The organism is Limosilactobacillus oris, from assembly GCF_025311495.1.
GTDB lineage: Bacteria > Bacillota > Bacilli > Lactobacillales > Lactobacillaceae > Limosilactobacillus > Limosilactobacillus oris_A.
Genome location: NZ_CP104398.1, coordinates 1,028,828 through 1,053,595, shown reverse-complemented (window position 1 = coordinate 1,053,595; position 24,768 = coordinate 1,028,828). Strand labels below are relative to the sequence as shown.

Genomic DNA, 24,768 nt, shown 5'->3' with positions numbered 1-24,768 from the left:
GGATTAAGCTAGCTGGTTGATTACCAGTTAGTACAGTCAGGTCAATTGGTGACTTCTCCGGTTCGACTCCGGCTGACTGTATTTGGTAACACTTAGTTACCTCAAGGTTCATCGTTTGGAGATTACATTCATTTACCAATTCTCAATGTACTAATTTTTATACAAAGGAGATTACACATTATGACAAAGAAGAATACTAAGAAGACATTAGCCATGGCTGCCGCTGCAGCCGCCGTTACCGGTGGAACAATGGCAGTGACAGGCAATGTTCATGCTGATACCGTTAATACCCAAGCTAATACCCAAACTCAGACTCAAAATCCACAAGTTAGTGACTTAAAGACTCAGCAAGACGCCAGCCGCCAAGCTTATGCTGACGCTAATAAGGCGAATGCTGATGCGCACCAAGCCACTCAAAATGCACAAGACAACTTAGTTCATGCTACATCTAAGAGCACCGAAGCACAAGGCGCTGTTGATAACGCACAAAGTGCTGTCAACCAAGCTTCTAATGACGTCACCACTGCTACCAACAAGGCCAATCAAGCACAAACCGACGTTGAAAACGCACAAGATGCCCAAACACAAGCTCAAAATGACTACGACAATGCCGTAAAGCAAAGTACAACTTCTGCCGACGAACAAGCCGCCTTAGACCAAGCACAAGCCGACGCAAAGACCGCCGAAGGTGCCGCCACAGATGCTCAAAGCAAGTTAGCCGATGCTACTAGCAAGCAAAGTCAAGCACAATCCAATGCTGACACCGCCACCCAAAACGTCAAGGACGCTACTGATCGAGTAAACAATGATCAATCTGCCGTCAGTCAAGCCGAAAGCAACGTCAAGAACGCTGAAAACGACGTTCAAACAGCACAAAATCATGATCAAGTAGTCGCACAAGACCACAATGACGTACAAGCCAAGACTGACGCCAAGCAGGCGGCCGACGCAAAGGTCAATGACGCTCAAAAGGTTAATGACGAAAAGAGCGGAGCACAAAGTAACGCACAAACTGCCGTTAATGACGCTCAAAAGACAGTTGATCAATTAAGCCAAGGTGTTCAAGTTGTTAACACCATTAACGCCAGTGACGCTTACCTCAACCAAATCAACAAGGAACGCGGCGGCATGGGCTTTATCGATCAAAACTTAAAGCCGAAGAACATGTCTGATAGTGATTACCAACAACTAGTTAGTGAAAGTAAGAAGCTCAATCAAAGTAACCAATACCAAGACGATCCAGCTGCCGAAGCTATTCCAGTTCACATGAACAGCAACGGCACTTTATCCGACGAAGATGCTAAGTTTGCTAGTCAATATGCAGCTCAATTACTAAACCCATTACGTCAAAAGGCTGGTTCTCCAGTTTATAAGATCACTAATGGTTCACTCAAGATTGCACAAGATGTTGCTGATCGATACAGCAATGACCAATGGAACCAATGGGAAAAGGGCCACGACAATGCCGGAATTGAAGCTGTCGGCAACCAATGGGGCGTCGGCATTAACGAATCATGGAGCGGTGATATCTCATTCGCTCACCAAAAATTCGTTGCTGACAACCCAGACGACATTCTAGCTACCAGCGGTACTTGGGTAAGTGAATATAACGGTCTTACTCGTAATGACCTACAACGTGGTATCTACGACGCTATTAAGGCCATGCTCTTTGATGACATGGGCGAAAGCTTCGGTCACGCTACCGACATTTTAGGTATTCGTGAAACAAACGCCAACAAGCCAGTCGAATTCGGTGTATCTTACGAATACGACACTTCTGATCACGTAACTAACTTTGCCGGTCAAAAGAACAAGAACGCTGGTGGATTCCACTTCAACTCCGAATTTAACAGCAGCAACACCAATCCAAACGGCAAGTTCTTCCAAACTGAATGGCAAAAGAACGTTGCTATTCCAAAGACTGACAACCATGCAGCCCAACTTGCCAGCGCCAAGCAAGCATTGCAAGACGCACAAGCTAAGCTCAAGACAGCCACTACTGAAGCCAGCCAAGCAAGTACTGACTTGACTAATGCCAAGGCTGAAGCACAACACGCTGCTGACGAACTAAAGGCTGCCCAAGACAAGTTAGCTCACGATAGCGGTTCCAGCATGTCACTTGCTGACGCCCAAGCTAAGCTCAAGAATGCCAAAGCTGTACTGGCTCAAAAGCAAGCTAACCTTGCCGATGCCAAGAAGAACTTACAAAATGCCAACACCATGAAGAGCCAATCTGACAGTGCCCTTGAAAAGGCCAATGCTGACGTTAAGGACGCTCAAGACGCCGTACAAACTGCCCAAGCTAAGGCCAAAGATGCTAACGCTAAGGTTGACGCTATCAAGGCCAAGATTGCTGCTGACAACAACAGCAAGGAACTTAGCGATGCCGAAGCTAAGCTCAATCAAACTAAGCAAGATCTCCAAGTTGCCCAAAGCAAGAAGGATGAAGCTGACAAGGCCTTAGCCAAAGCACAAGCTACCTTGAAGAACAAGCAAGACGCTTTAAAGAAGGCCCAAGCCAACGCACAGACTGCCGCACAAAACTTAAAGAGTGCTCAAGACGCCGTCAAGAAGGCTCAAGCTCACGAACAAGATACACAAGCTGCTCTTAAGTTGGCCAAGGACAACCTCATCACCGACAACAAGGTCTACGGTGACTCCGTTGCCATCAAGGATCAGACCATTCACGCCGGTGAAATTAACAAGATCGTTAATCCCGAAATTGCCAACCCAATGGCCAAGGATCCTACCCAAAGTCTTGTTATGGGTGCTTTCTTACAAATGGCTGCTTCAAAGCTCGACACGATCCCTACTGGAACGACAGCCAAGTGGAACCAACCACAAAACGTCAGCCGTGACGCTAACTTAGTCGGCGATCACAGCGAAGACGTTCTGGTAACGTTCCCAGATGGTTCAACTACTACCATTAAGATGGGCTTACACGTCTTGGCAGTGGCCAAGCCATCTCAGCCTCACACACCAGCTATCAACCCTGGTCATGAAACAAAGCCAGGTGACGATCAAAAGCCAACCACCCCTGGTGCTCCTAAGGACCAACCAGGTCACGACGTCAAGCCAGGTGACGACAACAAGCCATCAAGCAAGCCTTCGACCCCATCAACTGAACCTTCAACGACACCAAGTCACGAAAAACAGCAGCCTGGTACGCACACTGACACGCCGACTGCAAAGCCTAGCGACCAACAGCCATCCACTCAACCAAGTGGTGACGAAGGTCAAAGTCAAACGACCACTCCTGACCACAAGGAAACTTCAAACAATGACAGTAATGTTACTGTTGCACCAAACGCAGACCATAAGACTGATAGTGCTCAGACTGTCGCAACAAATGGTAACAACAATGTTACTGTAAAGCCAGTTGCTAATGAAGTTGAAAACACCAACACCGCAAAGCGTTCTGACCTTAACAACGGAAAGTTACCACAAACTGGTAATGCTAAGAGCTCAATTGCTTTAGGAATCGCAACATTAATTGGTATGTTTGGTTTAGCTTATGATCGTCGTAAAGATTAGTACGTTGCTATAGGAGGAGATTACGAATCATGACCACATTACATTCAAATAAAAAGGCCGTTGCTTTGGCCGCAGCCGCTGCTGCCGTTACCGGTGGAACAATGGCAGTAACAGACAATGTTCATGCTGATACCGTTAATACTCAAGATAATACCCAAAATCAGACTCAAAATCCACAAGCCAGTGACTTAAAGACTCAGCAAGACGCCAGCCGACAAGCTTATGCTGACGCTAACAAGGCGAATACTGATGCTCAAAGTAACCTTGCTCAAGCTAGTGCTAAGAATACTACCGCTCAAGGCAACGTTGATTCTGCTCAAACTGACGTTGACACAGCTACTCAAAAGGTTCAATCAGCAACTACTGCCGAACAAAACACACAAGCTGAAGTCACTCAAGCCCAGACTGAAGCAAAAAAGGCACAAAATGACTATGACAACGCTGTAAAGCAACAAGCCCAAACCGATCAAGCTGTACATCAAGCACAAAGTGACCTCAAGACGGCCAACCAAGCCGTTAGCGAAGCCCAAAAGGCTGCCGATCAAGCTGACGCAAAACAAGCACAAGCGCAAACTAACGCCAACACAGCTAACCAAAATGTCGAAAATACCAATACCCAAGTTCAAAAGGCACAAGGTGCCGTCAACGACGCACAAGCCAGCGTCAAGAACGCTGAAAACGATGTTCAGACAGCGCAAAATCATGATCAAGTAGTCGCACAAGACCAAAATAACGTACAAGCTAAGACTGACGCCAAACAGGCGGCCGACGCAAAGGTCAATGACGCCCAAAAGGTTAACGACGAAAAGATCGAAGCACAAAGTAACGCTCAAAAGACGGTTGATCAGTTAAGTAAGGACACCAATGCCGATCTTAGTGGAAACACACACCTAAACATGTCACAACAATGGATCAATACCGTCAAGGGTGCTTATCAAGACGCATTAAAGCAAAACACCAATGCTCAAACATCATTAGACTTCGAAACTGATGCATTAAAGAAAGCATTCGGAACAAACATTCCAGGTGCTAACAAACTTAACCACTACACAAACGATCCAGCTCTTCAAGCCATTCCGTTAAAGCTTGAAAATGGACGACTAAGCGCTAGTCAAGAACTTGATGCAACACGTTACTACTTAACATTAGTAAACCAAATCCAAGAAGCATTAGGAACTCCACAACAAAAGATCACATCTCAAAGCCTCAAAGATGCCACTAAAGTTGTTAACCAATACATTGCTGATAATTGGATCGTTATCGAAAACGGTCATGACGACAACGCTCTTAAATCAACTCGAATGAGTGAAGCGATGGGTGAAAATTACATCAACATTAACAATGGCCCATTGACAATGAATGACCTACACAAGGCCATCTTTGACCAAGTCACAAACATGCTTTTCAACCCACAAGGCGACTGGAAGCACGCTATGATCGTAGCCAACGCTTACGGGCAATTTGCCGGTACAACTGCTGGAGTTCAACTTAACTTTGAACCCAATTCAAATCAAGGTGGACTGTTCGATCGATTAAACTTTCACGGTGCAGGTGTCTTACACTTCTTAAGCAACACTGACGCACCAAAGGACGCTCAATACATTGCTATTGATCCATCACAACAAGAAGCTGTTGACAAAGCTGGAAACACCCTAAACCAAGCACAAGCTAACTACGACAACTTCATCAAGAACAACCAAAGTAGTGATTTAGACTTAGCTCACATTGTTAGTCAACAAGACTACCAAAACAACAAAGCTAAGTATGATGCTGATCCAAATGGTGCCTGGGCTCCTACTTATAAGGCTACTGTTGACCAATACAACAAGCAGCAAGCAGCGCTCAAGCCATATCTTGATGCCATCGACCAAGCTCAAAACAAGCTCGATCAAGTTTACTTTACTAAGACATCTGACAGTTCCAAGACTGATGATCACGCAGCCCAACTCGCCAACGCCAAGCAGGCTCTACAAGACGCTCAGGCTAAGCTCGAAACGGCTAAGCAAGAAGCCAGCCAAGCAAGTGCTGACCTGGCTAATGCTAAGGCTGACGCTAAGACAGCTGCCAACGATCTGAAGGCTGCTCAAGACAAGTTAGCTCATGATAGCAGCTCTAGCGTGTCACTTGCTGACGCCCAGGAAGCACTAAAGAATGCCAAGGCGGTACTGACTCAAAAGCAAGTCAACCTTGCCGATGCCAAGAAAGCCGCTCAAAAGGCTCAGACTATGAAGAGCCAATCTGACAGTGCCCTTGCTAGTGCTAAGCAAGAATCTCAAGCAGCACAAAAGGCCCTTGCTGACGCTCAAGCCAAGGCTAAGTCTGCCCAAGAGAAAGTTGACGCATTAACCAACGACGATCAAGCTGTTGCCGATGCCAAGGACAAACTCAACGCTGCCAACCAAAAGTTACAGGTTGCTAAGTCCAATCACGAAACAGCCCAAGACAACTTAACCAAGGCCCAAAACGAATTAAAGCAGGCCCAAACCAAGCTCGAAAACGCCAAGGACGAAGCTACCAAGGCTGCTAACGCACTAAAGGACGCTCAAGCCAAGGCTGACAAGACTAAGGACGCTCTCGCCAAGGCAAAGGCAGGACTCATCACTGACAACAAGGTCTACGGTGACTCCGTTGCCATCAAGGACCAAACCATTCACGCCGGCGAAATTAACAAGATCGTTGATCCAGAAATTGCCAACCCAATGGCTACGGACCCAACTCAAAATCTTGTCATGGGTGCCTTCTTACAAATGGCCACTTCAAAGCTCGACACGATCCCTACTGGAACGACGGCTTCATGGAGCGACCTCAACACGCTCAATCATGACGCCAACACCGTTGGTGACCACAGCGAAGACGTTCTGGTAACGTTCCCAGATGGTTCAACTACCACCGTTAAGATGAACTTACACGTCTTGGCAACGGTCAAGCCATCTCAGCCTGACACGCCAGTTGTCAACCCTGGTCATGACCAAACAACCACGCCGACTGATCCTACGGACCAACCAGGCCACAACGTCAAGCCGGGTGACACAACTAAGCCTGCAAGCAAGCCATCAACTGAACCTTCAACGACACCAAGTCACGAAGAACAGCAACCTGGTACGCACACTGACACGCCAACGGCAAAGCCTAGCGACCAACAGCCATCCACTCAGCCAAGTGGTAACCAAGGTCAAACTAAGGCTGATCACAACGTCACCGTTGCACCTAGCGAAAATGGTTCTCAAACTGCGGTTACAAACAATAACGTAAAGTTAGTTGCTAATGAAGTTGGCAACAACAATACTCTAAAGCGCTCTGACCTTAACAACGGGAAGTTACCACAAACCGGTAACCACAGTGAAGCCGGACTGATTGGATTAGGAGTAGCAAGCATGATGGCTATGTTTGGTCTTATTAGTACCCAGTGCAGAGAAAATTAATACACTTAATTAAATGGCTGATTGCAAGAAATAACTTGAACAAAGTTAGTGACGCAGATTACGCAAAAAGATCTCAATTGGTGTGCGCCAGTTTAAACATTTGAGTGGCCTGGAGTTCAAATACCATTTAATTTGAATTAACTCATCATCAGTGATTTCCTCAATCGGTTGATCTTTGGGGATAAAGCGTCGTAGTACTCGGTTGCGATTCTCATTACTGCCCCGTTCATGTGGAGAATAAGCATGCGCAAAGTAGAGGGGAATCCTGGCCTGCTCCTGACCAGTTTGGCGGGGCTCTTCGGCTTGGTAGGACTGACGAAGAGAAAAGAAGAACGGAACTAGCCTTATTGAAAAGGGAGCGTGACAGAGGCTAGCTTCGCGTCGAAAGACAAACGCCTAAAATCAGCTTGCCCGATTTTAGGCGTTTTTTCTCACTCTCTCGTCCACTCCCTTTCAGCTTTTGTTCGCGGCTTTGCTAAATTAATAATTTTTTCACAATATTTGCCAAATTGGCCCGAAAAACGGTTAATCTGCGATCCTAAAAGTGATATAGTATAGTTAATTTCAGAAAGCGAGGGATTAACTATGGCTAAGTACATCGTTGAACTCAGTGAAGAAGATATTCAAATGATTAAGGATTGTCACTCCAAGAACCCTTCAATTATGAAGGCTATGGAAAACGCTAAGAAAGAAAATTAAGCGTTCCATCGGTATGCGGCGTGATTCGCGGGACGGCCCGTGGAGAGCGTTGCACGGTATTGGAAGACTGCTAAGAGGCGACTGGAATTGTAGAAAAACAGTCGCCTCTTTTTTGTGAAAAGGGGACGGGATTTAGCATGTCAGTAATGGATATTTTAATAGCCCTGGTACCGGCACTGGGCCTCGGCTTTCAGGTCATCTGTATGCAGCTGATTGGTGGTAAGTACACCAACAAGGTCATGGGGATGGCAATCGTGACCCTGCTGGTCGGAATCGGCGTTTACTTCGTTAAGCAGCCAGTACTAACACCGGTACTTTGGCTGGGCGCGGCCCTCAGTGGGATCGGTTTTTGTATCGGAATTATTTTGCAGGTCAAGAGTTTCTCCCTGGTCGGGGTTTCGATGACCATGCCGATTTCGGTCGGTGAGCAGCTAGTCGGAACCGCCTTAGTCGGGGCACTGTGCTTCCACGAGTGGACGACGGTCAGCCAGTGGCTGCTGGGGGTCGGGGCCCTCATTTTAATCGTCATCGGGATTGCGATGACCGCCTACCAGGAACGGCGTGACCAGGGGAGCAACGTCAAGAAAGGGATGCTCTACCTCCTGGTTTCCTCACTGGGCTTCGTGGCCTACGCCTCCTTCCCGACCGCCTTTCACCTGGGTGGTTGGGACATGGTCTTCCCGCAGGCCGTGGCGATCTTTGTCGCGATGATTATCCTGTGCTCGTTTGAGAAACAGCCGCAGCTGTTTGCCGTCAAGACCTGGCAGAACATGGCCACCGGGGTCTGCTTCGCGATTGCCAACCTGGGGATTATCTTCTCCAACGAAATCAACGGGGTGGCGGTCGGCTACACCATTTCCCAGCTGAACGTGATTATCTCGACCTTGGGTGGCCTCTGGATCCTGCACGAGTCCAAGACACCGAAGGAAGTCAAAATGATTATCGCCGGGGTGATTCTGGTAGTCGCCGGTGGAATTATGATTGGGGTCACGAAATAGTACTTAAACAGCAGAACTTGATATGCTTAAAAAGGCCAATGTAGATGGGGTGAATGAATCTACGTTGGCCTTTTTGTTAAACTTACATTTTAGGAGTAACTATATAATGTTAAGAATGGAAAACGGTTGTTAATTACAGGATTTAATAACTATTGGATGTTAGTTAGCTCAGAAAGTTCTTTCATATCATCCCCCAAGTCATTGTATAGGTTCCGATAAAGCTGGTAATAACGGTTGTAGACTTCATGCTGCGCACGCCGTGGTTCAACTTTCTTGCCCAGAACTTGCCACTTCTGAACTTCATCAACTGTCAGGGTTCCTGTGGCAAGTCCCGCTAACATCACATCACCGAGATTGGCTTCTGCGTCGTCGATTGGTGTGCGAACAGCGTAACCAGTAACGTCAGCAAACATCTGCACCCAATCAGGTGAGTTTGTTACCCCGCCGGCAATGACGATGTAATCGCCAAGGTTGCGGCCGGTACTTTCAATACTATGGCGGAGGGCGTAGCAAACTGCTTCTTGAAAGGCATGGAAAATATCGGCCTTCGTGTGGACGAGCGATAGACCGAAGATTAATCCCTTGGCATTGGAATTCCAGACCGGCGCCCGCTCACCCATGAAGTAAGGGAGGACAACCAGTCCGCGGCTCCCAGCGGGAACATTATGAGCTTCTTTGCCGAGAGTGACGTAGGCGTTATCACCGCCACTTTCCTGGACGCCCTTTTCTAGCAAGCCAAAGTTATCACGGAACCACTTGGTGATTGCTCCAGCAGTTGCCGAACCGCTAAAGTTATAAACTAATTGTCGTGATTTATAAGGATACGGCCAGACAATCAGGCCCTTTCCCTTAATTGGCTCTTCACTGACGAGGGCTGCATTCATCGAAGAACCAATTGCGGCGACGTATCGACCTGGTTGGAAGACGCCCATCCCGATGTTAGCGGCACCGACGTCAATTCCGCCAGCAATAACGGGAGTGCCAGCAGGGACCCCTAATTCCTGAGCCGCTTCCTTAGTGATGAGACCGGCAATTTCAGTTGCGTCGACGAATTTCTCAGGCATTTTGTCAACCGGCACACCCATCGCGTCCATCATTTCTTTCGACCAGGTTCCCTTATTAATGTCATAAAAGCCGCCAATATTACCAGCAGCAGAGTAGTCAATTGAGACCTTGCCGGTTAGCTTATAGATAACATAGTTGTTTGGTGGCAGGAATAGCTTGGTTCGTTGCCAGTTCTCTGGTTCATGGTTCTTAATCCAGAGGACCTTGGTGTAGCCGTAATAGGGGTCAACGACGTCATTCCCGGTGATTTCACGAAGACGGTTAGTGTTGACGTTCTGCTTAACCCATTCTGTTTCTTCGGCAGCCCGGCGGTCCATCCAAATTAAGGCTGGCCGAACCGGCTCCATTTTTTCGTCAACGGGAATGCCAGAACCACCGTAAAGTCCGCTGATGCCGATTCCTTTAATATCCGTGGGGTTGACCTTGCTTTTAGCAACGGTCTTTCGAATTGAATCTTTGACGGCCTTCAGCCAAACGTCCGGCCATTGTTCAGCCCACAGGGGATGGGGAGTTAAAACATCGTACTCTTCTAAGTCCTGGGCGATCAATTCTCCTTTAGTATTCATCAGAATGCTTTTGGTCCCTGAAGTCCCAATATCTGTTCCAATTAAGTAGTCCATACGATTGTGCTCCTTTGCAATGGAAGGTTATTTTACCAAGCGGTGAAGGCCCCATCGATCAGGTAATCTTCACCAGTAGAGAAGCTGCTAGTGTCACTTGCCAGGTAAACTGCCATTCCTTGCAGTTCTTCCGGCTTACCCAGTCGTCCTAACGGTGCCCAGTCGTTCCAGGTCTTGATCAATGGCTTCAGGTCAGGAGAACTCAAAGTCAAATCAGTACCCATGTAGCCGGGACTCATTGTGTTAACCCGCACACCACGCTTGGCCCATTCAATCGCTAAGGACTTTGAAAGTTGGATTACACCATTCTTTGTCGCGTTGTAAGAACATTGTGGCTGCGGCCGGTTAACGATGTGGGCGGACATTGAAGCGGTGTTGACGATAGAACCGTGACCCTGCTTTAACATGTACCGGCCAGCAGCAGTAGAGCACAGGAAGACGGAATTCAAGTTCAGGTTAACAACTTTTAGCCAATCTTCGTACGACATTTCTTCAGCGGGGACATTTAGGCACATTCCGGCATTATTGAAGGCGGCGTCAAGCCCCCCTAGTTGGTCAACAACGGTTTTGACCATGGCTTCAACTTCTTCTGGATCGGTGACGTCGGTTTTAACCGCAATTACCTTTTGACCAGTGGCTTGAGCGATTTCAGCAGCAGTTGCCTTGGCTTTCTCTTCGTTAATATCGACGATTGCGACATCGGCACCGGCCTCCGCAAGCCCAGTAGCCATTGCCTTACCCAATCCCTGGGCACCACCTGTAACGTAAATACTCTTACCGTCGAGGCGCATCCGATCTAAAATTCCCATGAGTAATTCCTCCTCAAAACTATTGGATTAAGAGCCATTCCAATTTGATGATTTAATTTTATAAAATGACTTTACTTAATTCATTTTTAAGGATAGGGCCTTTGATAGTGAAAGTCAAGGAATTTTTGGAACCGATTTCAAAAAACTAAAAATTAATTATCGCAAATCGTTTTATGATACACTTAGTCTAATAGTTTAAAGCTGGGAGGACACTATGAAAACGAAAACGATGCAGTCGATTCAGCGGTCTAATTATTCTAATATTTATCACTTGCTGATGAGTAATGATAAGCTGTCTAAGCAGATGGTTGCTGATGAACTCGGTTTGAGCCTGCCGACGGTTACCGGTAACTTGAACCAGTTGATTGACCAGGAACTGATAATGAAAAATGGTCAACTGGAATCAAAAATTGGGCGGCGTGCTACCGCCTATTCAGTGAATCCCAACGCTTTTTTAAGTATTGGAATTGAAGTTTTCCAAAAATACGCCACAATTACAGTGATTAACCTTAAACACGAAGTATTAGCAATTCATACGGTTAATATTCCCTTTGCAAATAATGAGCAATATGCAACGGCATTAGCTGACCAGGTTCGCTGGCTCTTGCAAAACAACGGCTATAATGAAAAGAGTATCCTGGGCGCTGGAATAGGTATTCAGGGCTTGATTGATGGTGCCGGAACTACGGTTTTATGGGGGAAAATTTTAGGTTGTACTGGAATGCGAGCAGACCTCTTCAGTCAGTTTTTACCGTTCCCAGTTCGTTTTTACCATGATGCTGATTGTGTTGCTGCTGCTGAATACGCTGTCGAACCAAATGACGAAATCGTGCTGTCAATTGGTGAACACTTTGGGAGCGCCATTATCACTGATGGCAAAATTTTGCGCAGCACTAAGGGGCGGGACGGGACAATGGAGCATATTTCCATTAACCCGCACAATGGTCGTCCGTGCTACTGTGGTCGACGGGGATGTATTGAAACCTATTGTTCACTTTCGTCATTACTACAGCCAACAGAAACGCTTAATAGCTTTTTTACGAACCTCAAACAGCATAACCCGGCAGTAGAACAACGGTTTTCTGAATATTTGGACTATCTTGCAGAGTCAATTTATAATCTTCACATGTTTATTGATGTGCCAATCATAATTGGTGGACGATTGAGCAAATTTATTACTACCTCAATTCTTGAAGACTTACGTGGACGCCTAAAATCGATCTCCGTGTTTCCTGAGAGTGAACAGTATGTCAAAGTAGGTCATGTTGCTGACAATGCGGTAGCAATTGGCGCAGCAATCCCATTTATTGACGACAAACTTAAATCAATTTAAAGTGGACAGGCCCCCAGAGTCATTATTACTGGCTCTGGGGGCCTGTGCTTGATAGTTTTAATCTGCTATGCGTTCTCAGCTGTGGTTTGGTTAGTATTCAGCTTCTTCTCAAGGGCCGCAACAATCTTTGCGTGCTGTTCTTCAGTCAAGGTTACCTTAAAGTAGAAAATCAGGGCTGCGATAATTAGCAAGAAAATTGGAATGTAGAACATGAAGGTGTTGAATTCCATAATCCCGTGGGCAGAAATATCACTAGGCTTAGCATTTCCCGTCATCCCAGCCGCAACGGCAACAATTCCAACAATTCCGTTAGAGGCCGCCCCAGCTAGTTTATCAATTAAGGGGCGAACCGAAAGGGTAACAGATTCATTCCGGGTCCCATTGACGAGCTGGCCGTACTCCACACTATCGGTAATGGTCATCAAGGTTGCTAAGAAAATTAACGGGTAGGGGACAAAATAGAAGGCGACGGCGGTCAGTACCCAATGCAAGTTTTGACCAGCAAGCAGGAAAATAACGTAGCCGATGAGCATGAAGCCGATTCCGCCAACATAAATGGCCTTGCGTTTGATCAAATTTTCCAGGAATGGATACAGTGAGACCGAGAAAACGCCCAGGATACAAGTAATTACCCCGACCCATGTATAGGCAGCAGCGTTGCCGAGGCGGTAGGTGAAGTAGTACATTAAGAGCGAATTTGTAACAACGTAGCTGAAGGCAAATAGGAAGTAGGATGCCGCAATCCATAGGAGCTGGCTATTATGGCCGATTGCCCGAAAGATGTCTTTTAACGTTGTATGCTTAGTGTTGGAGCGAATAAGATTCTTTTGTTCCTTGATATTAAGACAGGTAATAAGGGCACCACCGGTACACAGGATTGCCACGATAATGACGTAGCCCATCCATCCAGCCCGGGTTTGTTGGCCGAACGGTACTTTTGAAAAGATGTGCGAAAACAGCATAATTGCAGGGGTGATAATCACGATTACGATTTGTGCGCCGAGGGTCGAACCTAGACGAGAGGCTGTTCCGAAGTTGGTACGGACCTTATTGTCGATACTTACTGCTGGTAACATTGACCAAATAGCAATATCACTAAACGAGTAGAAAACATCAATGATTAAAAAGCTGATTGCGAGTAGAATTAAGTAAAGCAGCGGATTGCTCCAAGCAAGTCCAAAATAGTCCGAAAAGAGAAAAATTAAGCCAATTGAAGCGACTAATGAGCCGATTAAAATCCACGGGCGAAATTTCCCCCACCGGGTATTTGTGTTGTCAACCACCCCACCAATCATCGGATCAAACATGATTTCACCAACCCGAATAATGACGATGATGGAAGTGACGATACCGACCATCTTGGAATCACTAGAATTTGTAAAGAGTTGACTGGTAATAAACATCATAAAGTAAATGCTCAAAGTATTATAAAAAGCATCATGGCCAAAGGTACCTAGAGCATATGCAAAATACTTTTTCACTACAAACCGACCTTTCTCCAATTTGATAAAATCATTTTACAAAACTATTTTACATTTGCATTGTATATGAAAGCGTTTCCTAAAACAAGCAAAAATCAGTTAATTATTTATTTCACAATTGATTTGGCAAACGATTATATCCTGTGCTTTTCAATAGGGGCCTTTATTCACGGAAGTAAACATGGTTCAAAATCTCCCCTTGACTTTTTAGTCCGACCGCTTAAAATGAATGATAATAATTAAAAACAGATGAGAATAGTAGCGAGTGATTCTAATTAAAGCGAGTGCCGCCGGGTGGAAGGGCATATTAGCTAGCTCGTGAAATGAACTCATCGCAGTGGGTTGGGTGCAAGCTACAATCCCGGGCGATGGCCGTTATCCATCGTTAGAGGCTATGTTTTCATAGTGAAGATAGGTGGTACCACGGTCAGCGTCCTTGTGCAGTTTGCACGGGGACTTTTTTATTAGGAAAGGTGTGGACACGATGCGTGTAAAAGCAAACGATGAACGACAGTATTTGGAAAACGTATTTGACAAGTTAGGTTTTAGTGAACAGGATGGCAAACTCCTGGCAGATACCCTGGTTGACGCCGACTTACGGGGAATCTCTTCCCACGGGATTCAACGGTTAGCCTGGTACCGGCGGATGATCAAGGATGGTACGATTGTTCCCACTAAGCAGCCCAAGGTGGTCCGGGAGCTGCCCGGGACCGTTCTGGTCGACGCCAACCAAAACATGGGGCAGATTGCGGCCAACCTGGCGATGGACAAGGTGATTGAGAAAGCCAAGAAGGTCGGCGTCGGCATTGCCGTGGTGCGGAACTCTAACCACTTTGGCATTGCCGGCTACTATGCTCGCAAAGCCTTAGACGCTGGCCTAGTGGGGATTGCCCTGACCAACACCCGGCCGCTGGTGGTACCGACCAACGCTACCCAGGCCTTCCTCGGGTCAAACGCCTTTGCCTTTGGCTTCCCTGCTAGTCCCCACCCGTTCATGTTCGACGGGGCGACCTCTGCCGTGGCCGGCGGTAAAATCCAGGTAGCCGACAAGAAGGGAACTGAACTGCCTGGCGAATGGGTGGTCGACAAGGACCGGCAGGTAGTTACGGACCCGAAAGAGGCGGAAGACATTCTGGCAACGGCGGCCTTTAGCGAGGGTGAACAAAAGGGCGGCGGCCTGGTCACCCTGGGTGGTAACCAGGAAGTCAACGCCAACTACAAGGGGATGGGGAACTCCATCGTGGTCGAACTGCTGACCGGGATCCTGGCCCAGGGGTCGATTTCGGCCGACACTGTCCGGGGCAAACACGACTTCAGTCAGTTCCTCTTTGCCTTTGACCCGGCCTTCTTCGGTGATCCCGAAACCCTCAAGCAGGACGCCACCGCAATGCTGGACCGGATTCGCGGCCTCGAGCACGTTGCCGGCAAGACGATTTGGGTTCCAGGCGACCGTGAGTACCGGTACTTAAAGGAAAACCAGCAGGCTGGCGTGGCGATTGACGACAAGACTTACGAGGAAATCACGGCGATTGGCGAGGAACTCGGGGTTCCGGTTCCGGCAGAAGTTTAGTATGTGTTTTAGGTATCAAGGGCGATAGAATTAAAGTATTATCATTTGCGGCTCCTTTTGGTTACAATTAGGGTAGACAGAAAGGGGTCTTGAACGATGAAAAAAGCATTTTTCGCAAGTAAAGGACAAATGGAATTAAAGGACGTTGATAAGCCAACGATCCAAAAACCTGATGACGTCATTATTAAGGTATTGCGCTCCTGCGTCTGCGGGTCTGACCTGTGGAACTTCCGGGGTATCAACCCGGTCGAAGCAGAAGCGGAAAACTCTGGTCACGAAGCGCTGGGGGTCGTTGAAGAAGTCGGTGACGAGATCACGACCGTTAAGCCGGGCGATTTAGTGATTGCGCCATTTACCCACGGTTGTGGACACTGTCCTGCTTGTCGGGCCGGCTTTGATGGTTCTTGCCAAAGTCACGCTGACAACTTCTCGTCTGGGGTGCAGGCTGAATACGTTCGCTTCCAGCACGGTCAATGGGCACTGGTCAAGATTCCTGGTCAGCTAGCCGATTACAGTGAGGGCATGAAGAAGTCCCTGCTGACCCTGGCAGATGTGATGGCGACTGGTTACCACGCGGCCCGGGTTGCCAACGTTAGCGCTGGCGATACCGTCGTCGTAATGGGAGACGGTGCGGTTGGTCTGTGTGCCATCATCGCTGCTAAGATGCGTGGCGCTAAGAAGATTATCTCCACTAGCCGTCACGCAGACCGGCAAGCCCTGGCAAAGGAATTCGGCGCGACCGATAACGTGGCCGTCCGGGGTGACGAGGCAGTTCAGGCCATCATGGACCTGACTAACAGTGCTGGTGCCGATGCTGTCCTCGAATGTGTCGGGACTGAACAATCCACGAACACTGCACTGGCCGTTGGTCGTCCGGGTGCCATCATCGGCCGGGTCGGCCTGCCACACACGCCAAAGCAGGACATGACCTCCCTCTTCTACAAGAACGCCATTGTTGCTGGGGGGCCGGCTTCCGTGACGACTTACGACAAGGAAGTGCTGCTCAAGGCCGTTCTGGATGGTGAAATCAACCCGGGGAAGGTCTTCACGAAGTCCTTCAGCCTGGACGACATTCAGGCTGCTTACGAGGCGATGGACCAACGGCAGGCAATCAAGTCCTACTTAGTATTTGACTAGCAAATAAATAATCATAGTGAACGAAGCTCCGGTGAAAGGCAATCGTGCCAAGCTACCGGAGCTTTTTTCTGCTTAAAATGTCATATATATTTGACATCAAAAGCGGGTGATTAGTTGAACCGGGTAAAAGAGTACCGTAAGAAGCAGCAATTATCACAGTTCGCGTTGGCCCAGAAAATTGGGGTGGCGCGGCAGACGATCAACTTGATTGAAAATGATAAGTACAACCCCTCGTTGGACCTGTGCCGCAAGCTCGCGCTGGCCCTGCGAACGGACCTCAACTCATTATTTTGGGAGGAAAGCGAATGACTAAAGAAAAACTACGTGACGGCTTGCTGAAATTATCCTACGGAATTAGCGGCGAACTGGATGAGTAAGTACCAACGGCAGCGCCTTGACCACCTGGGCAATTCCGGCTACCTGTTGCTGACCCTGTTTACACCGCTCCTGCTGGTTGCCATGGTGTTGGCACTGACCACTACCTACAAAATCGCCTTTTTATTCGCCTTTATAAGCATCCTAACCCTGTTTATCGTGGTTACCTGGTATTTCTACCTCGTTATGGGCAAGGAGCGGGTGCTGATCAACGAACTACCGACCAAGGAATTAAAGAAGACCAAAAGGTGGGTAGTCAAGCGGGGGATTATCATCGGCCTGGTTGCGGCTGGGGCTGGATATACTGGCGGAACTTAAAGAAGGGTGAGTAGGACTTCGCTGATTTTTGCACTTTAAGCGTATAGCAACGGGGACGAATGTGTTACAATGGTAACTGTACTATGGCTTGAAATCGTCAGGCCGTAAAATCGTTCTGGTAGCTGTCTCGCCGCAGTTTGACCGGACAAAATCTCAAATTAGTGAAGGTGTTTTAGTATGATTCAAACAATCGATTTGAAAAAGGGCATGGTTTTTGAACGGGGCGGCAAGCTGCTCAAGGTTCTCCAAATCAACCACCACAAGCCAGGTAAGGGTAACACCCTGATGCAGATGGACATCCAAGACGTGCGGACTGGTTCAATCGTCCACACCACGATGCGGCCATCCGAAAAGGTGGAACAGGTCAACGTTGACAAGCGGAACGCGCAATACCTCTACGACGAAGGTGATTCCGCTGTCTTCATGGACTTGGAAACTTACGAACAATACAGCCTCTCCCACGAACAACTGGGTGACGACCGTAACTACCTGGTTGAAAACATGAACATCACGCTGAACTTTGTTAACGGCGACATCATTGGGGTTGAACTGCCAGTGACTGTTGAAATGACGGTTGCTGAAACTGAACCAATGATCAAGGGTGCCACTATCGATGGTGGTGGTAAGCCTGCTACGATGAACACTGGCCTGGTTGTTAACGTCCCAGCCTTCATCAAGACCGGTGACAAGCTGATCATCAACACCACTGATGGCAGCTACAAGTCCCGTGCTTAATTAAAAGATTGTAAAAAGGTCACTGATTGGGTTTAACCAGTCGGTGGCTTTTTCGTTTTGCTATAAAAATGAAAAAACAATCCTAACTGGTCATGATAGTCGTTTAGCGTATAATTAAAGGAAAATAATCTTATTGAACAAGGAGAGTACATTATGAATAGTAAGAAATTGGGAATTACTCTCGTGACTGGACTAGCATTGCTCCTGGCCGGTTGCGGGAATCAGACGAGCACTAGCAAGGACGCCTCATCAGCTTCGTCCTCCAGCCTTCTGGCACCGAAAACCAACAGCAAGATTAGTCAGGGAAACTTGACTCCCCAGCAAACGGTTGCCGTGATTACGGCCTACGCTGGCAACAAATACGGCAACGATTGGGCAACGACTGCTAAGTCCGGCCAACAGAACGGCTTGCAGGTGAACCTCTACCGAACGAATAAGTACCAGTTGAGCGACAACGGCCAGGGGGTGGCCTATAACGTTACGGCTAATGGCAAGGATACCGGCCTGGTTTATACCGTTAGTGGCAATAACGTTACGATTTACGAGAATGCCCAGTCCGGCCAGGCAAAGAAGCTGACCACTGTGAGCCGGGCAGACATGGTTCAGTACCTTAACGACAACGGCCAGGGCCAGCTCGTCAATAACCTGGCAACGGGCGCCAAGGTGGTGGATAAGACCAACGGCGGCCTGACCACCCCCGCTAATAATGGCTCCCAAACTGGCAAGTCTTCCACAAGCACCGGCCAGTACGGGAATGAGGGCCCGGTCGCCGTTCCGAGTGAACTGCAGGGAACCTGGTACACGGCTGATAATGACGAACCAGGCTCCGTGACCTTTGGTGCTCACACCTTTAAGTATACTGGTGGCGATAACGATGGCGAACAGATGACGATTTATAAGCAGGACCCAGCTTTCTTAAATAATGATAGCAACATCACCAACCAGGCGATAATGAAAGCTACTAAGAACTGGATGCGGGGGACCTTTGGCAATGTTCATGGAATGCACTGGCTGAACCTGCGTGGTTGGGTGCAGACCGCCGGTGATGGTGCCTACTACGCTGTTCACACCGAAACCATCAACGGCCAGCAGGTCAAAGTGCTGGTGGAAGCCGGTGGGGCGGATATGCATGTTGACGCGGTGTACTACCAGAGCCAGAGCATGGCTAAGCAGCAAGCTGGTACCAAGTACGATGACCTTAATTATATGCAGTGACCGCTAACTAAAAACGACAGTGCGGGACCACGGCAGAAGTGATGATAAACTTCCGTCGCGGTCCCGCACTTTATTTTAAATTCCGAAAGGCTGGTTGTCACTTGTCAGGTGAACATTAAAATTAGTGTCTGCTAAGGTCAATTTATTAGACAGATCCGGCCGGCCACTGGACAGGACCAATCACGGTCACAAGGCCAGCCCGCAATCTTTTGAATCAGTTTGCTAATTGGTGGAATATACTTCAAATGATTAATTGTTCATATGAATAAAAATAAAAAAGTTTTTTATTAATTATCGGCAGAGCTAGTTTCGTTATCCCTAGATAAGAGAAACCGCTTACCAGCAAAGCTCCGCTAACTAAAAAAGGTCCTGAGTAAGAAATACACAAGACCAAGAAAAGATTAACACAAAAAATATAAACATATCAAATTATTATATTTATATAAATAATAATCATTAACAACCCACTTAAAAAAACAGTATTCTGAAACCACAAATAACGGGTTGCCTCCTTGAAAGTTCGCACGACGGGGTAACTACCGTTATGAGAACTTTACCCTTGAAAGGGGGGATTATCTATCATCTTCACCGTTGCGCTGACTAGTTAAACGTTCTTGCAGATGGTCGCAGAGGGGTGGCACTAGGAACTAGGCTCCTGAGGATGGCGGTTAGAAAACCGTCCGTTGAAGACTAGCTGAACAACCTCTTCGCAGCCATCACCATCTTCCGCCAGGAATCGCAGTTGGCCTCCATCATGGAGAAGCAATTCGGTAGCCCCTTACTGCCGAAGGTGCACTCAGCACCAGCCGTAGTTGCCTGGCCGGTTAGCGGCGCCCTTAAACAACCAATCTCCACTCGCTATCACAATCTCGCTGGCGTGATAACACGTCGCGTAGTTGTTGGTTGGATTAGCGCGTTTTCACCTACGTTGCATCTGGATTGGTTACGGGGAGGACCGAATGGTTTTTATGGGAACGGGTCATCAACGGTCACAAACCACCTAGGAAACTAACATCCTGGTTTTACCTAGTGGTTGGCATAGTAATTCTTTCTCCGCTAGGCTTACTGACAGCAAAAATGCACGGGTACGATTTCACCGCCCAATTACGGTAACCACCTTCCGTCCCAGCCGAGCGTGCTTCCAAGCTGGACTGGGGAAAAATTATCCGGGCCTCATTGTCAGCGGGTAGTTCCTGGCAGTGGGGTACCAAGCGGCGAGCTTCCCGGTGCAGCGGTCGTCAACCGGGAGGGCAGAATTAGCATTCCTAGTTCGTTGCCTAATCCCAGCAATGATGACTGATATTGGTCGCTTTAGAATGGCAAAGTGGTGATTTTTCAGCCTTAGCAGTTACCTGGTCAGAAAATAAAAAGACGAGCAGACAATGACCCGGCGGACTGACTTTACCAGCAAGAACCGTCGTGGAAAAGAACCGTGTACCGATTCATCAGTACGGGAGCTATCTTGGTTGTTTTTTGACAGTGGACAGCCCAATCGATGTCGCAAAGAACTCTTCGCAATTACGGATAATTGAGCCGATTGAGCACCTGTCCTCATTGTGGGATCAGTGAAACTAACTTTCCTCTAGCTGATCTTAAAATTACTGCTTACCCATCTAATTCATTTACCTAGAAATGCAGTTATCACAATTGGCAAGAAACTAATCAACTATTAGCACTTTCACTAAATTGTCCTTTACCGGAGCGGTTCTTTCTGGACAATTCCTCCCGCTTTTGGGACGGGTTACCTCTGATAACGCTAAACATCTCCATAAATTTCAGCATTGTTTTGCGGCTTCGAATTGTCCAGGGTCGTGAATCGCTGAATCTTTCTAATCAAAATTGTGCTTACACTTAATATTACATGAATACACCCTTGGCATCTATGTACATGAATTATTAGGAAGAGTCAAATTACGAATGATGAGGTTCCTGCCGCAAGGGGATGGGAAGTTATTGGCCGGAGCGATTAGGCCTTGCGAGAAAAATGACCGACAGCTGTCAGACAATTATTTCTGTTCAAACGGTACTGCTATATGTGGCAAGCAGTATTTCGACGATTAACACAAGAAGTGATTGCACGGTTAAGCGTCGACGGCAGCTCCAGCTCTGCTCGGCGGACTGACTTTAATAACGTAAATCTGATAATTGAAAAAGACCCGGCCGTTTGTGCATAGGACCGAATGGATTGTGGGATCGGCGGTGCTAACGGCGATTGTGGGCTTGGGCGTGCTGGTAAGGGTACGGCTCAATTTAATCGTCCAATGGCAACCGTTAACTCCCGGAAATTCCGCTAGGGTCGGCCCATGTAGCTAAGCCTGGTCTTTCAAGATAGTGATATTCAATTTCTAAATACTAGCGTGACGGACAAAGCGGCTTTCGGCTCCCGGCAGCTTGGCCCCTCAGATCAAGTGGTGCAACGCCGGGGAACTGATCGTTTGCGTTTACTTTGGATTGAGCGGCTCCGTTGACCGGGTACCGTATCACTTATCCGGCGGGGAGCAGGAGCTGGTTAAACGCCAGCGTTTTAACGATGAATCCCCAGATAACCATTCCTGGCGAACCCTTTGCTGGTTTGCCAGCTTAGATATCGGACGCTAGTTTCTCGAGCAATCTACCGGTCGTGTTAAGACGGTGCGGTGGTCACTGACTCGAGTCACCATTTGAATTAAATTCGTTCATTAGTTGGTCAGGTTTATGCCTCTCCGGAAAAACAAATCATTATTAGTAAGCAAGTCGGAATACCGCGCTTGGTTCGCTGCTTAGACGAGCTCTAAGGAGTGGGGAAGAAAGGATTAACTAGCTGCTGCCGGCCATACGTTTGAGAAGAGCGTGTGGCCGGCTTTTTTTATTTCTGCAGATATAGAAAGGCCCGAGTTCGTCGTTGGCGAACCCGAGCCTGTGTTAATTAAGCGTGCTTAAACTTCTTTTCAAAGTGGTTGAGGATCCTGGTGAGGGTAAAGGTTAGGAAGAAGTAAATCATCATCGTAATAAAGAGTGGCAGGACTCCCTTGTAGGTGTCGGCCTGGACCAGCTGGGTCTGGTACATCAGCTCGGTTACCCCGATGGTCGAAACCAAGGAGCTGTCCTTGAGCAGGGTGATAAACTCGTTGCCAAGGGCCGGCCAGATGTTCTTGAGGGCCTGGGGCATAATGATGTAGCGGAAGGTTTGCTGCTTGGTCATTCCCAGGCTCCGGGCGGCTTCCGTTTGCCCCAGCGGCAACGACTGGATTCCGGACCGGATGATTTCGGCGACGTAGGCCCCGGAGTTGATTGCCACGGCGATGATCCCGGCAACCAGGGCTGGCATGGATTGGATGATGGCCCCAATTCCGAAGTAGACGAACATAATCTGAACTAGCATTGGTGTTCCCCGGATAAACTCAATGTAGCAGATGGCAAGCGAGTGGAGGAGCTTGTTGTCGGAAAGCCGCATTAGGGCGAAGAGAATCCCGATGAGGAAGCCGACAATGACCGCGAGGACCGTGATCAGCAGGGTGTACTTAACCCCTTTGATAAAGAATGTCCAGTAGCTAGCTACGGTATTGGTCTTTTGGGATGTCTGCATATACTTGGCCGCTTCGGGGAGCCACTTCTTGTTAATCAGGTCCTCCTGGTTAACCTTATCAACCGTCTTATTGACCGCGGCCTTCAGACTGTTAGCACCCTTTGGCAGGGCCACCGCGACCCCGTCACTGGTTACCTTCATGTGGGAATTGAAAGCGTAGAGGTCGGAGTTATTTTGAGCGAACGCCTTTGCGGTGGCGGAGTCCATCAAGACCCCGTCCAGCTTGTGGGCCTGTAGGGCAATCACGAGTGAGGACCACTTGGCGAGCCCCTTTTCATGGACGTCGGGGATGTATTTCTTGATCATGGCGTATTCCATAGCGCCGTTTTCTGTTCCGACGGTCTTGCCTTTAAAGTCCATGTAGTCCTTGTACTTATCCTTGTCCTGCTTGTGGATCAGGAAGTACTTGGTTCCCTTGTGGTAGGTTTTGGAAAAGTCGACGCTCTTTTCACGCTCAGGGGTGATATTGATCCCGGCAATTGCCACGTCGATTTTGTGCGACTCCAACGCCACCAGCAGGGAGTCGAAATCCATGTTCTTGATTTCTAGTTTGACACCCAGGTCCTTTGCAAGTTGCCGGGCCAAAGACATTTCAAAACCGACGTACTCCGTTTTGCCATCCTTCTTGGTTGTGAATTCAAAGGGCGGGTAGCCAGCGCTGGTGCCGACGACGAGCACGCCCTTTTGCTTGATTTTTTGCAGGGAATCATCCGTCGCCGGGGTAGCCGTGCTGGTAGAATTAGCGGGGTTCGAGCTGGCCGCGCTATTTGCGAAGGCGGTAAGCGGGGCGAGGACGATTGAAGCGAGAACGGTTAAGAGCATTAAATAGTGCTTGAGCTGCTTCATAGTCATTTTCTCCTTTGCGTAAGTAATTAGTAATTGCCAATTAATATACACTTAAATGACTAATTATGCAATATATAATTTAAATATTCGATAAATATACATATAGGGTTATAAAAATGGGGGCTTAACTCAAGTCCTTCGCTGCTGCATCGGAGCATTTTTACCTTTAAAACAATAAAGAGACTGAGAATTAACTCAACCTCTTTAATATTTTAAAGTTAGTAATGCCTCAGCGCAGTAGCTGGCTGGTAATTCAAACGCTGATAAATCAGCATTTGACCAACCTAGCCATCCTTGCGGAGGTTCCCAGAGGCTAGCTTTGCGTCGAAAGACAAACGGCTAAAATCAGCTTGTCAGCCGATTTTAGCCGTTTTTTCTCACTCTCTTTCAAAATTAATCTTCTTATTGGATAAACCAGCCGAGCGGCCATGAAAACCACTCGAAGATGCCATCGACCTTTTGCTGGTTGATGTGCTTTTTAGTTGCCAACACCTGGTAGGTAACCTGGTCCTCTTCCAATTTCTTAGGCGTTAAGTAAAAACCGTTCTGTTTGTAAAAGGCTAAGCGGCGTAACCGTTGGCGGTTGTTAGCCGCGGCCGGGTCGGGCTGCTCGATGTCTAATACCAGCGAATCACTTGGGTATAATGCCCGTAGTTCGCTAATGATCCGGCTACCGTACCCCCGTGACCGCAACTGGTCGTTAACGGCTAGAAAGAGGATGTAGTGGAAACCGTGACTGTGGATGACGTAGGCAAAGCCGACAAACTGCCCCTGGTCATAGAAGGCCATGAAGTCCGCCTGCCGGAACTTGCTTTTCAAAATCATCCAGTGCCAGGGCTCCCGCTCATACTTGGGGAAAGCCCGGTAATAGAGCTGCTTAACGTCTTGATAGTTGCTTAAACTCAACCTCACGGGTTGTATGTCTAAATCCAAAAATAAATCACTCCTTGATAGTCAACATTTTAGCAGATAAGGCTCGTTTCCGCCAACTAATCAGCAGTGGTTTAGAAAAAATTAATGCTATAATGCAAATGACTTTGACTTTA

The 24,768-nt window shown here is 47.8% G+C and carries 15 protein-coding genes and 1 pseudogene; 10 read left to right on the top strand and 6 right to left on the bottom strand.

Annotation, left to right across the window (positions count from 1 at the left end; all coding sequences use genetic code 11):
* Window positions 1-180 precede the first annotated feature (180 nt).
* Complete coding sequence (locus N4599_RS05365; protein ID WP_260898296.1) at window positions 181-3,534, top strand: SEC10/PgrA surface exclusion domain-containing protein; 3,354 nt, start codon at window positions 181-183, stop codon at window positions 3,532-3,534.
* A gap of 29 nt (window positions 3,535-3,563) precedes the next feature.
* Entirely contained in the window at window positions 3,564-6,956 is a 3,393-nt protein-coding gene (locus N4599_RS05360; protein ID WP_260898293.1) for an SEC10/PgrA surface exclusion domain-containing protein, read from the top strand.
* 45 nt (window positions 6,957-7,001) lie between these two features.
* On the opposite strand, the pseudogene N4599_RS05355 reads toward N4599_RS05360, so the two are convergent.
* A pseudogene (locus N4599_RS05355) lies at window positions 7,002-7,235 on the bottom strand (transposase); the annotation flags it as partial.
* A gap of 566 nt (window positions 7,236-7,801) precedes the next feature.
* Between N4599_RS05355 and N4599_RS05350 the strand changes: the two are divergent.
* On the top strand, window positions 7,802-8,653 hold the full coding sequence (locus N4599_RS05350) for a GRP family sugar transporter (RefSeq protein ID WP_224758006.1): 852 nt from the start codon (window positions 7,802-7,804) through the stop codon (window positions 8,651-8,653).
* 149 nt (window positions 8,654-8,802) lie between these two features.
* Here the strand turns inward: N4599_RS05350 and N4599_RS05345 are convergent, their stop codons facing one another.
* Entirely contained in the window at window positions 8,803-10,338 is a 1,536-nt protein-coding gene (locus N4599_RS05345; RefSeq protein WP_062812626.1) for an FGGY-family carbohydrate kinase, read from the bottom strand.
* A gap of 32 nt (window positions 10,339-10,370) precedes the next feature.
* Window positions 10,371-11,147 carry an SDR family oxidoreductase gene (locus tag N4599_RS05340; RefSeq protein ID WP_062812625.1) on the bottom strand — a complete coding sequence of 259 codons (777 nt, stop codon included), beginning with the start codon at window positions 11,145-11,147 and terminating at the stop codon, window positions 10,371-10,373.
* Between the two features lie 214 nt (window positions 11,148-11,361).
* Here N4599_RS05340 and N4599_RS05335 point away from each other — a divergent pair, with 214 nt between their 5' ends.
* Entirely contained in the window at window positions 11,362-12,480 is a 1,119-nt protein-coding gene (locus N4599_RS05335; protein ID WP_260898289.1) for an ROK family transcriptional regulator, read from the top strand.
* A gap of 65 nt (window positions 12,481-12,545) precedes the next feature.
* Here the strand turns inward: N4599_RS05335 and N4599_RS05330 are convergent, their stop codons facing one another.
* Window positions 12,546-13,961 (bottom strand): glycoside-pentoside-hexuronide (GPH):cation symporter, encoded by a 1,416-nt coding sequence (locus N4599_RS05330; protein WP_062812623.1) that lies wholly within the window; start codon window positions 13,959-13,961, stop codon window positions 12,546-12,548.
* Window positions 13,962-14,445: 484 nt separating this feature from the next.
* On the opposite strand from N4599_RS05330, the gene N4599_RS05325 reads away from it, so the two are divergent.
* The 6 genes from N4599_RS05325 to N4599_RS05300 all read left to right on the top strand — a co-directional run bounded on the left by N4599_RS05325 (window position 14,446) and on the right by N4599_RS05300 (window position 19,311).
* Entirely contained in the window at window positions 14,446-15,531 is a 1,086-nt protein-coding gene (locus N4599_RS05325; protein ID WP_062812622.1) for an Ldh family oxidoreductase, read from the top strand.
* A 96-nt stretch (window positions 15,532-15,627) separates the two neighbouring features.
* Window positions 15,628-16,668, top strand: coding sequence for an alcohol dehydrogenase catalytic domain-containing protein (locus N4599_RS05320; RefSeq protein ID WP_062812621.1), 1,041 nt, complete (start codon window positions 15,628-15,630; stop codon window positions 16,666-16,668).
* Window positions 16,669-16,782: 114 nt separating this feature from the next.
* Complete coding sequence (locus tag N4599_RS05315; protein WP_062812620.1) at window positions 16,783-16,977, top strand: helix-turn-helix transcriptional regulator; 195 nt, start codon at window positions 16,783-16,785, stop codon at window positions 16,975-16,977.
* A gap of 60 nt (window positions 16,978-17,037) precedes the next feature.
* Window positions 17,038-17,361 (top strand): DUF3278 domain-containing protein, encoded by a 324-nt coding sequence (locus N4599_RS05310; RefSeq protein ID WP_224758007.1) that lies wholly within the window; start codon window positions 17,038-17,040, stop codon window positions 17,359-17,361.
* 177 nt (window positions 17,362-17,538) lie between these two features.
* Window positions 17,539-18,096 (top strand): elongation factor P, encoded by a 558-nt coding sequence (efp, locus tag N4599_RS05305; RefSeq protein ID WP_003712238.1) that lies wholly within the window; start codon window positions 17,539-17,541, stop codon window positions 18,094-18,096.
* 153 nt (window positions 18,097-18,249) lie between these two features.
* The gene (locus tag N4599_RS05300) at window positions 18,250-19,311 is read left to right on the top strand and encodes a hypothetical protein (RefSeq protein ID WP_191363913.1); all 1,062 of its coding nucleotides are present in this window, start codon (window positions 18,250-18,252) and stop codon (window positions 19,309-19,311) included.
* Between the two features lie 2,905 nt (window positions 19,312-22,216).
* Here the strand turns inward: N4599_RS05300 and N4599_RS05295 are convergent.
* Together N4599_RS05295 and N4599_RS05290 are read right to left on the bottom strand one after the other, a co-directional pair.
* Complete coding sequence (locus tag N4599_RS05295) at window positions 22,217-23,722, bottom strand: ABC transporter substrate-binding protein/permease (RefSeq protein WP_062812618.1); 1,506 nt, start codon at window positions 23,720-23,722, stop codon at window positions 22,217-22,219.
* Window positions 23,723-24,124: 402 nt separating this feature from the next.
* Complete coding sequence (locus N4599_RS05290) at window positions 24,125-24,655, bottom strand: GNAT family N-acetyltransferase (RefSeq protein WP_260898283.1); 531 nt, start codon at window positions 24,653-24,655, stop codon at window positions 24,125-24,127.
* Between the last annotated feature and the right edge of the window lie 113 nt (window positions 24,656-24,768).